The 13837-nt window shown below is 31.5% G+C and carries 12 protein-coding genes; 3 read left to right on the plus strand and 9 right to left on the minus strand.

Annotation, left to right across the window (positions count from 1 at the left end; genetic code table 11):
- Positions 1-11: 11 nt before the first annotated feature.
- Together Q0945_RS09650 and Q0945_RS09655 are read left to right on the plus strand one after the other, a co-directional pair.
- On the plus strand, positions 12-1748 hold the full coding sequence (locus Q0945_RS09650; RefSeq protein WP_299433999.1) for an ABC transporter ATP-binding protein: 1737 nt from the start codon (positions 12-14) through the stop codon (positions 1746-1748).
- Between the two features lie 161 nt (positions 1749-1909).
- Entirely contained in the window at positions 1910-4498 is a 2589-nt protein-coding gene (locus tag Q0945_RS09655) for a cyclic nucleotide-binding domain-containing protein (protein WP_299434001.1), read from the plus strand.
- 24 nt (positions 4499-4522) lie between these two features.
- Here Q0945_RS09655 and Q0945_RS09660 read toward each other — a convergent pair whose 3' ends face one another.
- From Q0945_RS09660 to Q0945_RS09700, 9 genes are all read right to left on the minus strand, one after another.
- A complete protein-coding gene (locus Q0945_RS09660) occupies positions 4523-4855 on the minus strand; it encodes a 2Fe-2S iron-sulfur cluster-binding protein (protein WP_299434003.1) in 333 nt (110 codons plus the stop codon).
- A 131-nt stretch (positions 4856-4986) separates the two neighbouring features.
- The gene (locus Q0945_RS09665) at positions 4987-5226 is read right to left on the minus strand and encodes a NifU family protein (protein ID WP_298487317.1); all 240 of its coding nucleotides are present in this window, start codon (positions 5224-5226) and stop codon (positions 4987-4989) included.
- Positions 5227-5231: 5 nt separating this feature from the next.
- Positions 5232-6374, minus strand: coding sequence for an Mrp/NBP35 family ATP-binding protein (locus tag Q0945_RS09670; RefSeq protein WP_299434005.1), 1143 nt, complete (start codon positions 6372-6374; stop codon positions 5232-5234).
- Between the two features lie 108 nt (positions 6375-6482).
- Positions 6483-7367, minus strand: coding sequence for a hypothetical protein (locus Q0945_RS09675; RefSeq protein WP_299434007.1), 885 nt, complete (start codon positions 7365-7367; stop codon positions 6483-6485).
- A 21-nt stretch (positions 7368-7388) separates the two neighbouring features.
- Positions 7389-7724, minus strand: a complete 336-nt coding sequence (locus Q0945_RS09680; RefSeq protein WP_299434008.1) for an MGMT family protein — start codon at positions 7722-7724, stop codon at positions 7389-7391.
- The gene (locus tag Q0945_RS09685; protein WP_299434009.1) at positions 7725-8357 is read right to left on the minus strand and encodes a LysE family transporter; all 633 of its coding nucleotides are present in this window, start codon (positions 8355-8357) and stop codon (positions 7725-7727) included.
- Positions 8358-8362: 5 nt separating this feature from the next.
- Positions 8363-9034: a tRNA (guanosine(46)-N7)-methyltransferase TrmB gene (gene trmB / locus Q0945_RS09690; RefSeq protein WP_298487309.1), complete on the minus strand. Its 672-nt coding sequence runs from the start codon at positions 9032-9034 to the stop codon at positions 8363-8365.
- A gap of 52 nt (positions 9035-9086) precedes the next feature.
- The gene (locus Q0945_RS09695) at positions 9087-10151 is read right to left on the minus strand and encodes an ATP-binding protein (RefSeq protein ID WP_299434010.1); all 1065 of its coding nucleotides are present in this window, start codon (positions 10149-10151) and stop codon (positions 9087-9089) included.
- Positions 10151-10837 (minus strand): response regulator transcription factor, encoded by a 687-nt coding sequence (locus tag Q0945_RS09700; protein WP_299434011.1) that lies wholly within the window; start codon positions 10835-10837, stop codon positions 10151-10153. The genes Q0945_RS09695 and Q0945_RS09700 overlap by 1 nt, the downstream gene beginning before the upstream one ends.
- 187 nt (positions 10838-11024) lie before the next feature.
- Between Q0945_RS09700 and Q0945_RS09705 the strand changes: the two genes are divergently transcribed.
- Positions 11025-13772, plus strand: a complete 2748-nt coding sequence (locus tag Q0945_RS09705; protein ID WP_299434012.1) for a TonB-dependent receptor — start codon at positions 11025-11027, stop codon at positions 13770-13772.
- Positions 13773-13837: the final 65 nt, after the last annotated feature.

Genomic DNA, 13837 nt, shown 5'->3' on the forward strand with positions numbered 1-13837 from the left:
AATTAGATTATATGGCAGCTAAAAAAGTTAGCATTTATTCCGCATTTAAAACCATTATTTGGCCACGCAGAAAATTAGTGTTTATTGGTTTATTATTAATTGTAATAAGTAAAGCTGCAAGTTTTGTAGCGCCACTTTCTCTTAAATATTTAATGGATGATATTATCCCTAATAAGGATGTTGCGTTTTTAAAACTTTTAGTTGGAGCTGTAATTCTAGCTATTACAGTACAAGCAATCACATCTTTTCTTTTAACTAAAATACTAAGCGTACAAGCACAATATTTAATATCTGAGCTTAGAGCACAAGTACAAAAAAAGGTGCTTTCTCTTCCTATTCGTTTTTTTGATAATGCTAAATCTGGAGCATTAGTTTCTAGAATTATGAGTGATGTAGAAGGTGTACGTAACCTAATAGGGACAGGACTAGTGCAGCTAGTTGGCGGAACAATAACAGCTGTGGTATCCCTTATATTGTTATTACGAATTAGTGTTAGCATGACTTTGTTTACTATAATTCCTTTAGCCATTTTTGCGATTGTTGCTTTAAAGGCCTTTAAAGTTATTAGGCCCGTTTTTAGAGACCGCGGAAAAATTAATGCAGAAGTAAAAGGAAGATTAACAGAAACCTTAAGTGGTGTTCGTGTTATTAAAGGTTTTAACGCAGAAGAACAAGAAAATAAAGTATTTGAAGAAGGTGTAGAAAAACTTTTCCAGAACGTAAAAAAGAGCTTAACCGCCACTGCTTTTATGACAAGTGCTTCAACCTTTTTATTAGGAATTGCAACCACAGGTATAATGGGAATTGGTGGATACAAAATTATGCAAGGAGATCTTAGCTTAGGAGATTTTTTAACCTTTACTTTTTTACTTGGTTTAATGATTGCTCCAATTGTACAAATGAGTAATATTGGAAGTCAATTAACAGAAGCTTTGGCAGGGCTAGATCGTACTGAAGAACTAATGAATATGATGCCAGAGTCTGATGAAGAAAATAGAACTATCCTGCTAGATACAATTAAAGGAGATATAGTATTTAACAATGTATCTTTTGCTTACGAAGAGGGTAAAGAAGTTATTCATAATATAAATTTTAATGTAAAACAAGGCAATGTAGTAGCACTTGTTGGTAGTTCAGGGTCCGGTAAATCTACTATTGCTGGTTTAGCAGCTACCTTTTTAAACCCAGAATCAGGAACCATTACTGTTGATGGAAAAGATATGTCTAAAATAAACTTAAATAGTTTTAGACAACATTTAGGCGTGGTATTACAAGATGAATTTTTGTTTGAAGGTACCATTCGTAATAACATCCTTTTTCCAAGACCTGAAGCAACAGAAGAAGAACTACAAGAAGCAGTAAAAGCTGCTTATGTAGATGAGTTTACAGACCGTTTTGATGATGGCTTAGAGACCTTAATAGGAGAGCGCGGTGTAAAACTTTCTGGAGGACAACGCCAACGTATTGCCATAGCAAGAGCAATTTTAGCAAATCCTAGAATTTTAATCCTAGACGAAGCCACTTCTAATTTAGATACGGAAAGTGAAGCTCTAATTCAAAAAAGTTTAGCAACACTTACAAAGGGAAGAACCACTTTTGTAATAGCGCATAGATTAAGTACTATACGCAAAGCAAACCAAATTTTAGTTATAGAAAATGGGCGCATTGCAGAACAAGGCACTCATGATGAACTTATTAAAAAAGAAGGAAGGTATTATAACTTATTTACCTACCAAGCTAGAATATAAAATTTGGGCCTAACTTGCTGTTTTACACAAAACTTATAAATAGTATCCAGATTTAAGACCCCCTATTTTTACCAAAACCAATATAAAAATACCCTGTAATTTTCAAAATCATATTTATTTATAAGTAAAGGGTCCAATCTTTTCAATTCTTAACTAATTTGATGAAGTTAGTAGAAACCAAAATTATGCTAAGATTGGAAAACGACGCTCATTTCAGACAATTAAAAGCCATTTTTCCGGAAGGAAAAACTAAAGAATATCCAAAAAATCACGTCCTTTTTAACATCCATAGAGAAGTAAAAAAATTTAGATGGATTCTTAAAGGTTTGGTAGATTATTACATTGAGTTTGAAGAGCCAGAAAATGACATTTTAGTTTGCCAAATTTCTGAACCAATGAGCACACTTGGTATAAATGGTTTAAATAACCCTAAAAGATATAATTACAAAGCAGTAACCTCTTCTAAAGGAGCTACTTTTTTTGAAATCCCTATAACACAACTAGAAGCTTATTTAGCAAAAGACAGTAAAAATACATTGCTAAAAAATATTGCCTCAAAATTATACCATCAACAAAAATCGGCTTTATTAAAACAAATAGAACTTTTGCAACCTGTACGTTCTAGGCCTTTTGAAGATGACAGAGAGTTTTTTATGACTCCTAAAGCCAAGCCGTCTGAAATAATTAGCTTAATGCGTTGTTCGCCATTTTTAGACCAGTTTTCCGAAAAAAAACTATCCAAAATAGCTTCTCTTGCAGAACGAAGAGAATATGAACCGCATGAGGTTCTTTATATACAAGACCGCTTTACGAATGGCCTATCTATTTTAATACATGGCGAAGTAAGTATTAAAAGAATTGAAGGTAATATAGAAATTAAACAACGGTCTATTAGAGATGCTGGATTCATATTTGGCTGGTCTAGCTTTTTAGGAGATAAAGACATTTGTTCTGCTATTACCGATAAGAAAACAGCCATATACTTTATTCCCTACAAAGAACTCTCATCACTTTTTACTTTAGACACTAAGTTTGAAAAGCAATTTTATAAACAATTATTATGGCTTATTGGCAACCAAATAAACGCCGCTTTTTTAAGATATGTTGGACTATTAGGAAAGCATAACTTACAAGCTGTATTCCATTTAATTGAAAACAACAAATCTAGACTTCCTTTACACTCTAAATTACACCAAACAATTCACCTTTTAAATAATGTAAACACTAAAGAAATTGCCTATGACGGTCTAAAAAATATATTGGCCAATGGCACCTCTTTAGAACGTCATATTGCTTCTTTAAGCTTAGAACTTTTAAAGGATGATAATGAAGAATTACAGTTTATAAAAGGATTAGAAAACATATATAGTACTGTTGTTAACAGTACCACTAACAACGTTTTAGAAGTTAGAAAACAATGTGCAGAAGCCACAAAAAAACTATTTAAAAATCAAAATTACCATATTGATGGTTGGGAAAATTTACCCGAAGAAAGCGGCAATATTTTCATATACAATCACCTGATAAATGATTCGCAATATACCTTAAATAATAATTTTCAAATAACACTAGACTCCCATTTTATTAGTGCTATGGTATTACAAGAAAAATATAATGATTCTGGTATACGAACGGTTAGAATAGGCCGTGGTCAAGAGTATGGTCACCAAAATTATTACAACAAATTAGGGCATATAAATGTATATACAAAGGAGTCCGAGAAATCTACGAAAGAGAGTAAAAAATTATCTCGAAGTATATTTTATAGAGAAGCAGAGGAGCATTTAAAAAATGGTTATAATCTAATTATAAGTCCAGAAGGAACTTCATATAGTACAGAAAACTCCCCAGGACCTTTTAAGTTAGGTAGTTTTAAACTAGCCATGAATATGGATATTGAACCTAGTATTGTTCCCATAGTAATTGTAAATTTTGACAATAGAATAAAAGACAATCTATTTTATTGTAAAATTCATCCTCCTTTTAAATTAAGCCAACATGTAAAAGAAAATGATACAGAAAGCCTAATTAGCTTTGTAAATAAGTATCAAAAAAAGTATGCCGAGTATGTAAAAGAAGCACGTAAAACAGTAGACAAACTTGTAAGTAATGCAACGGATATTAATAATTTAAGTGAGCCCCCTGCAATGTGGTCTAATGAAATTAAAAGATTAAGAAAGCGCGTTAACAAACTAGATCACCAAGAGCAACTTTTTGTATTTTATGGTAGCTCATCTATACGCTTGTGGGTTAGCATGAAAAAAGATTTAGACCCTTTAAATATTATTAATCTTGGTTTTGGCGGTTCCACTTTTGCCTGGTGTATTCATTATTTTGATGAAATTTTTACAGCGGTTAACCCAACTAAAATTGTTCTTTATGCAGGAGAAAATGATTTAAGTGAAGGGAAAACACCGCAGCAAGTTTTGGCAGATTGTCAAGAATTGGTCCGTTTAATCTACAACAAATACCCCGAAGTTAACTTAGCGCTAATAAGCCTAAAACCAAGTGTGGAGCGCGAAGCCATGATTCCTAATATTATAGAAACCAATTTATTATTATCAAAATATATTATTGGAGAACTAAAAGCACAATTTATTAATGTTTTTGCACAAATGATTAGTTCTGAAAATAGACCAAGACCAGAGCTCTATATTAGTGATGGTTTACATTTAAACAAAAAAGGCTATAGTATTTGGAGTAATGCTATTAAAAGTGCTTTACTTATACCAGAAACCTGTCCTATTTAGATTTAATAAAACGCTTTAAAATGATTAAAGGTCTTCTGGAGCAAGCGCTACTTCTAAGCCGTCCATATCTTCTGTTATGTGAAGCTGGCAACCTAAACGAGAATTATCTTCTACGTTAAAAGCTTCTGCCAACATTGCTTCTTCATCATCAGACATTTCTGGAAGATTGTGATCCGACTTTATATAACATTGGCAAGAGGCACACATGGCCATACCACCACATACCCCTATGGTACCTTCTGGAGCAAGCTCATAAGAGCGTACAACCTCCATAAGATTCATATTCATATCTGTAGGAGCATCTACCTCGTGAGAAACCCCTTCTCTATCCGTAATTTTAATTTTTACGTCTGACATTAATTTGTATTCTAAAAGTTAATCTTTTTAGCAATTGCTAATAAATGGCAAAAATACCTTTTTTTAAAATAATTGTCGTACAAAAAAGCCCACCTTTACAAGGCAGGCTGTATTATTTTGTTATAAAAATATTATGAAATGTTAATTACCTCTTCAATTTGCGGAACATATTTTTTAATAGTCATTTCCACACCGCTTTTTAATGTCATTTGATTAACACTACAGCCAACACAAGCACCTTCTAATCTTACTTTAACAGATTTGTCATCATCTATAGATATTAAAGATATATCTCCACCATCACTTTTTAAAAAAGGACGAATTTCTTCTAATGCTTTTTCAACGTTTAGTTTTACTTCTTCTGTAGTCATTTTATTTACTTTTTTACACTAGAACAACCTGCCATAGTTGTTATTTTAATAGCATCTGTAGGAGGTAAATTTTTATTTCGGTTTACCACTTCTTGAGCTATGTTTTTTGTTAATTCTTCAAAGGCCGCTTCTATAGGTGTTGCTGTTTGTAAGGCTGCTGGCCTTCCTACATCTCCTGCTTCTCTAATACTTTGCACCAATGGTATTTCTCCTAATAAAGGTACTTTTAAATCTTCCGCTAAATTTTTAGCTCCTTCTTTACCAAAGATATAATATTTATTATTTGGTAATTCTTCTGGAGTAAAATAAGCCATATTTTCTACAATTCCTAAAACAGGCACATTTATAGAATCTTGCTGAAACATTGCTACTCCTTTACGAGCATCTGCTAAAGCAACTTCTTGCGGTGTACTAACAATTACAGCACCTGTTACAGGCATTGCTTGCATAATACTTAAATGTATATCTCCAGTTCCTGGAGGTAAATCTAATAGAAGAAAATCTAACTCTCCCCAATGTGCATCAAAAATCATTTGGTTTAATGCTTTTGCAGCCATAGGCCCTCTCCAAATTACGGCTTGACTTGGTTGTGTAAAAAACCCTATAGATAGCATTTTTACTCCATAACTTTCTATTGGTTTCATTTTAGATTTTCCATCCACATTAATCGCTAGTGGTTTTTCATGCGCTACATCAAACATAATAGGCATAGATGGTCCATAAATATCAGCATCTAACAAACCAACTTTAAATCCCATTTTTGCTAAAGTAACTGCTAAATTTGCGGTTACTGTAGATTTTCCTACACCCCCTTTACCAGATGCTACAGCAATAATATTTTGTATTCCAGGAAGTGGTTTTCCTTTTATTTCATTAGGCTTATTAGCCTTTGGAGCTGGTGCAGCTACTTTTATATTGATTTTAATTTTAGCTTTTTCATAAACTTCTTTATGAATAATTTTTAAAATCTCTACCTCGGTCTTTTTTCTTGCTTGTAGACTTGGGTTATTTATTGTAATATCTACCTCTACCTCATCCCCAAAAACTTGAATATTTTTAACAGCCCCGCTTTCTACCATATTCTGGCCTTCTCCGGGTACAGTTATTAACTCTAGGGCTTTAAGAATGTCTTGTTTTTTCAACGTCATAATCAAACTTACTTTGTATTCGTTCTAAACAACAAAGATAATGCTTAGGGCTGAGAATTTAATGGTATTCTATTGAAAAAGACGTGCTTGTAAACAATGGCGCAATCCTTATTTATCCAAAAAAGTTCTATTTACTCTTTCCCTCAGATATTCTACACCTCTGTAAGAAAATCTTAAATTTAGATCCTCTAATACCTCATGCTTATCAAACTGACAATAATCTATATATCCATCAAAAACATTGGAATAATGTATATCATCAAAATTTTTAAATTTAACTCGTAACTTCGTTCTATAATACCCTGAGTATTTTTTTATTGCAACAATTAGAAATGATTTTGGATTAAGCACATAATTACGATGACCTGTCCCACAGACAAAACTAAATTGTTCCCAATAATTTATGGGTTGCCATTCTCCATTTTTGTCTATTCCTTCTAAAATAACATATAAATCTTTGTTTATACTACCACCTACTGGATTCTGAATTATAGTTTTCTTACTACTATTATTAAATATATACACAGGATATGCAATTTGATGTTGCCTTCTTTCAATATCCCATTGCTTTTCCAAAGCTACAGCCATACTGTCCCATTTTTTCTCCATCAATTCATTATAGGCACTAAGGTTTTCTATTTTTAATTTTGAATATCTTTTATTCTCCATTAGCGGTGGAGGTGGCGGAATCGAAGACCAGAAATGTACTCTAAAATTAGTATTATTTGCATCTACATAAATAGAAATACTATCTGATATCCTATTTATCTCTTCATACCTCCCAAAGTCTTTTTTCTTGTTTAAATCTAAACTGTCTTTAATATTTATTCCCAAAAATTGAGACATAACAGGAGCCATTCTATCAACAGAACTTGAAAGAATACTATCGTACTCTGATAAAATAATTTTAGGTAGTTTTATATTCGTTATTTCAACTTGCGCAAATAACGAATAAAAAGTAAAGAATAGAACACCAAAAATAGTTTGCTTCATACAAGACTACAGCATCAAAATCTATTCCGAAAGTTCTTCAAAAGGATCCCAAAAATGTTTTTCAAGATTTTGTATTTGATTATCAATAATTACAACTCCCTCACTTTCTAATAATTGTTGCATAAGGTTAGTACCATCAAAATGATGTTTTCCGGTTAAAATTCCTGCTTTATTTACTACTCTATGCGCTGGAACATCTTCTTTTAGACTAGATCCATTCATAGCCCAACCAACCATTCTGGCACTACGAGCCGCTCCTAAATATTTTGCAATTGCACCATAGGAGGTTACTTTACCTTCAGGTATTAAACGTGCTACCTCATAGACTCTTTCAAAAAAGTTTTCATTGTTTGCCATTTACGCTGTCATTAACAATCTAATAAGTGTAATAATAAATAATACCAGCATTAAACCACTTAAGATATAATTAGAGTTTTTAGAAAACTTATTTGTCTTATTTTCTAATTTATTAAAATAGATGGTATACAAATAGAGTACCGAGAAGGTTGCCAAACCTGCTGCAAAAACAAAGACTACAATATCCCAAAGCTGAAATTTTATCCAACCAGATGCATTCCACATAACATTTAGTCCACTGTAATAAGGAATGGTTAATAGATTTAAAGAGGCTAATAACATTCCCTTAAAAAAACTGTTCTTTTTACTTATTTTAAGGACTTTTTTCTTCTTTTTCTTATTCTTCCGGGCAGCAATGAAAAAAAACACAGCAAAAAAAGCAAATACTACTAAGGCAATTTGCAACAAAACTTCTATTACCTCTGGATTATTATGTAAAAACTTAGAAATTAATACTGCAATATAAGCTTGTATAAAAACAACTATAGAAACGCCTAAACTAAATATAATACCATTTAATTTTCCTTTCTCTACACTTGTTTTTGCTGCATTCATATTTAATAAACCCGGAGGAACTGTAGCTATAAATGCTGCAAAAAATGTTGCAAAAAAAAGAATTAATAAATGCCCCATAACTACTAAGCTACTCTAAATTTAATGTAGGTAATTGGTTTTTCTTTTTCAAGATACTGATTTTCATAAAAAGTTTGAATTTTTAAAACCTCATCTGGGCTCCCAGCATTTTTATATATATCATGATTTGCATATAAAACTTCTAACCCTAAACCATGTAATAACCCTAAAGTGTAGCCATGCATAAACTCAGAATCTGTCTTCAAGTTAACTGTGCCTTCTGGTTTTAAAATTTGCTTGTACTTAGCTAAGAATTCTTTATTTGTCATTCTATGCTTAGTACGCTTATATTTTATTTGAGGGTCCGGAAAAGTTATCCATATTTCGGACACTTCGTTTGCAGCAAAAATTTGATCTATTAGTTCTATTTGAGTTCTTATAAAAACAACATTAGACAAATTTTCTTCTATAGCAGTTTTAGCACCTCTCCAAAAACGTGCGCCTTTAATATCTATTCCAATATAATTTTTGTTCTTATCTCTACGAGCTAAACCTACAGTATATTCTCCTTTACCACAGCCTAATTCTAAAACTATAGGATTGGTATTACCAAAATGTTTACTCCAATTTCCTTTATAAGAAAAAGAACTATCTACAATTTCTTCTCTAGTTGGTTGTATAACATTAGAAAAGGTTTCGTTTTCTTTAAATCTTTTTAGTTTGTTTTTGCTTCCCACAGAAGTAGTATTTTTTGTGTGGCAAAGCTAAGAAATTGAATCGCTTAAGCAATTAAACAATTGTATCTATTTCATTAATACTCTTTTCTAAGGTAAAAGAAAACTCAGAACCTACATCTTCTACGCTTTCTACATAGATTTTTTCTTCGTGTGCTTCTATAATATGTTTTACAATAGAAAGTCCAAGTCCGGAACCACCAACAGCCCTATTTCCACTTTTATCTACTCTGTAAAAGCGCTCAAATAATCTCGGAATATGTTGTTTTGCTATACCTTCACCGTTATCTGTTACACGAATAATAACTTTATTTTTAATTAAATTTTCTACACTTACTTCTGTAGTACCATTCTCATGCCCATACTTTATGGAGTTTACCAATAAGTTAGTTACTACTTGTTGTATTTTTTCTTGATCTGCGTATACTTGAATTGGTTCTGGATAATCCATATCAAAAGTTAACGTAATCTTTTTTTTAAGGGCTTTCATTTCTAAAAGATCAAAAACATTTTGAATAAGCTCTATAATATTAAAAGATGTCATTTCAAGATTTAAATCTCCAACTTCCAATTTGGTAATTAAATCTAAGTCTTTAACAATATAAATTAAACGGTCTACTCCTTTTGCTGCTCTTTGAAGGTATTTTTTTCTAATATTAGAGTCATTCATTGCACCATCTAAAAGGGTTAAAATATACCCTTGAACAGTAAATAACGGCGTTTTTAATTCGTGAGAAACATTTCCTAAAAAATCTTTTCTATACTCTTCTCTAATTTTTAGAGTGTCTATCTCTATTTTTTTGTCTTTGGCAAATTTTTCTATCTCTGCAGTTAGGGTTCGCATATCTGTAGTAATAGGATCCACAGCTAAAGAAGAAGATTCTAAAAGAGCAACATCATCATATATTTTTTTTATTCTTCTATAGATGAATTTTTCTATTCTTACTTGTAATACTATAAATGAAAATCCAAATAAAAATAGAGCAACTATTATTAAAATATAAAAATTTACTGTATTAAAATATTTTTGCAAAAAAAATAAAAAAAAGGCAGCAGTAAGGGCTATAGTAATAGAGGACCTTAATGCAAATCTATATGACCTTTTTAATTTTATTGACATTATAATACAAACTTATACCCCACTCCTTTTACAGTTTTAAAATGATCGTCTCCTATTTTTTCTCTTAACTTACGAATATGAACATCTATAGTACGGCCGCCAACAACAACCTCATTACCCCAAACTTTATCTAATATTACCTCTCTTTTAAAAACCTTACTTGGTTTAGAAGTTAGTAATGCAAGAAGTTCAAACTCTTTTCTTGGTAAAATAATTTCCTTTCCGTCATTAATTATTTTATACTCTTCTCTATTAATTACAATATTACCAACCTTTACAATATCTTCCGATGCAGCATTTTCTTCTTTTAACCTTCTTAGTAATGCTTTAACCTTACTAACTAAAACTTTTGGCTTTATTGGTTTAGTAATATAATCATCTGCACCTGCATCAAAACCTGCAACTTGGGAGTAATCTTCTCCTCTGGCGGTTAAAAAAGTAATGATTGTATTCTCTAACCCTTTTGTACCTCTAATTATTTCACAAGCTTCAATACCATCCATTTCTGGCATCATAACATCTAAAATAATTAAATGTGGCGTTTTCTTTTTAGCCATTGCTACCGCTTCAACTCCATTCTTTGCCGTATAAACTTGATAGCCTTCAGAAGACAAATTATAACTAACTATCTCTAGAATATCTGGCTCATCATCTACTAATAAAATCTTAATATCTTTTTTTTTCATCGGTCATCAAAATTGGTTAATCCGCCAAATGTAAAGATAATACTATTACACTAAATAGCTCTTAACGTTGATTTAATATAGTAACAATAAAGTAACACTAAGGCAATAAATGTTTAACATGGGGGTAACCCGACTTTTACACCCTAGAACTTTCTTTGCGCCATAATAGAACAAACTAAATTTTTTAATGAGAAAATTACTTACGTGTCTTTTAATATTTAGCGTAGCGCTACTACAGGCACAGGAAACAGGGAGTATTGTTGGTACTCTTACAGACAAAGAAGTTAATAATGAACCTTTGGCATTTGCTAATGTTCTAATTAAAGGCACTACTAAAGGTGCTACTTCAGATTTTGATGGTTTATACGAAATAGCTAATGTAGAGCCAGGAACTTATACTGTTGTATTTAGTTACTTAGGGTACGAAACTGTAGAAATTCCTAACGTAATCGTAGAGAGTGGAAAAGTAACCACTATAAATGCACCAATGAGTGCTTCTGAAGGAATGTCTTTAGATGAAGTTGTTGTAACTACAACAGCCAGAAAAGATTCTGAAGCTGCTTTATTACTAGATCAGAAGAAGGCTCTTGTTATTAAAGAAAGTATCGGTTCAGAACGTCTTTCAAAAATTGGTGTATCTAATGCATCTGCTGCAACCACAAAAATTGCAGGTGTTTCTAAAAGTGAAGGGTCAGGAGACATATACATTAGAGGTTTAGGTGACAGGTATTTATCTACCACTATGAATGGTTTGCCAATACCTTCTGATGATGTTAATAATAAAAATATTAATCTAAATTTATTTTCTACTAACATTATTGAAAATGTTGGTATTAGTAAAACCTATTCCACTTCTAGCTATGCCGACCAGACTTCTGGTAATGTAGATATTTCTTCTAAAAGTTATTCTAAAAAAGCATTATCTGTAGGTCTAAGCTCAGGATACAACACTAATGTTCTAGGTTTAGATGGTGATTTTAAAAGAAGTATTGCTACTGAAGATGTAACTTTAGGTTTTCATAAAAAACAATATGCTCTTGTAGATTTAATTACAAGACAAGGATGGGATCCTTTAAAACAAAAAAATACTGGCAATTATGATATATCTCTTTCTGGTGCTGAAAAATTTGAGATATTCGGAAAAGAATTAAAAGTATTTGTTGCTGGTTCTCACTCTAAATCATACCAATACCAAGAAGGTGTTTTTAGAAGCTACCGTTCTAATGTTTTAGATAACGAATTCACAGACGCGGAGTCATTTAGCTCTAGAACAAACACTACAGGGTATTTAAATTTAGGTTTAAAATTAAGTGATAATCATAGGCTTAAAATTAGCAGTTTAGCGGTTAATACAAGTAATGATAATGTTTATGAGCAAGGTAGAAACGGTGAGGGCTACGTTTTTGACCAGGATCCACAAGAAGATGGTGCATTTGTAAGAGACCAAAACTTTAAGCAAACTATTTTATTAGTAAATCAAATAGAAGGTGTTCATAACATTAAAGAGAACAACAAATTAACTTGGGCTGGCGGTTATAACTATGTATTAGCACAAGAGCCTAATAGAATTAGAAACGAAGCAAATATACTAGACCCAAATACAGTACAATATGCACACGTTGGAGATTTTCAACAAAGAAAATCTAGTCAAAAAATTGAGGATACTGAATACAACGCATATATTAATGATGCAATTTCTTTTGGAGCCTTAGATGAATATGACATCCATAAATTTAAACTAAACATTGGTGTAAATTTTCGTCAAAAAGACAGAGTATTTAGTTCCTTATTTGCTGGTGTTAGAGCAAGAGACTTTCAAGTACCTACAGTAGATCAATTTTCCGAAACTTTTACTGCAGATAACTTTGATAATGGCTTAGTATTAAGAGAAAGAGAAGCGGATAGATACGATGCAGATTTAAATGTTATAGCAGGTTATGCTAACTTAGACTTTCATTTTGGCGAAAAACTTTCTGGTAATGCTGGTGTAAGATTTGAGCGCGATGAAATAAATGTTCTTTGGGATGTTGCTAACTTTGTTGGAAGAGTAGGTTCTATTAAAAAGGAATACACAGAAATATATCCAAGTTTAAATTTAAAATATGCTTTAAACGAAAAAAATGCTATACGTTTTGCATCAAGTCTAACACAAACCTTACCAGAATTTAAAGAGCTAGCTCCTTTTGAATATGTATCCCCAACTGGTCGTGTTACTAGCGGTGATCCGAATTTAGAAAAATCTGATGTTTTAAATATAGACTTAAAGTATGAATTTTTCCCTAGTAGAGGTCAATTACTATCTGCTACTGGTTTTTATAAAAACATTAAAAACCCTATAAACTTAGCACAAACAAGAGGTTCTTCAGGAAACTTTCAATATGCTAACACTGGTGAAAAAGCTACCATTTATGGTTTAGAAATAGAAGCTAGATTAGGTCTTCTTAAAAACGAAGATGAAGAAAGCATTTTAGATTTTAATACAAACATTACTAAAATGTGGTTTAACCAAGATTTATCAGAGTTTTTTCAATACAAAAACAAAACAGAATCTGATTTACAAGGCGCGTCAGACTTAATATTAAATGGTTCGTTAAGCTATAATAGCAAAACCGAAAAAGAGTTTAATGCTACTTTAACAGGAAATTATTCTTCAGATAAAGTTTATGTTCTTGGTTCTCCAGAAGATTTTAACAATAGTGATGTTCTGTATAATGATGAAATAATTGAAAAAGGCTTTTTTACCCTAGATTTAGTTTTAAGCAAAATGCTAACTAAAAAACTACAACTTAAATTAGTAGGAAGAAATTTACTTAATCCAGATATACAACAAACCCAATTAATACAAGATCTTAATACAGGTGTTGAATCTGACAAAGTAGTTTTATCCTATAAAAAAGGCGCTCAATTAAACCTAAGTTTAAAATATAATTTTTAATCCCAAATAAGTTTAAGGTAAAAATTACAATCCTTATCACAAGGGTTCTAATATAAAATAAAAGG

It is taken from the genome of uncultured Maribacter sp. (assembly GCF_947500405.1).
GTDB lineage: Bacteria > Bacteroidota > Bacteroidia > Flavobacteriales > Flavobacteriaceae > Maribacter_B.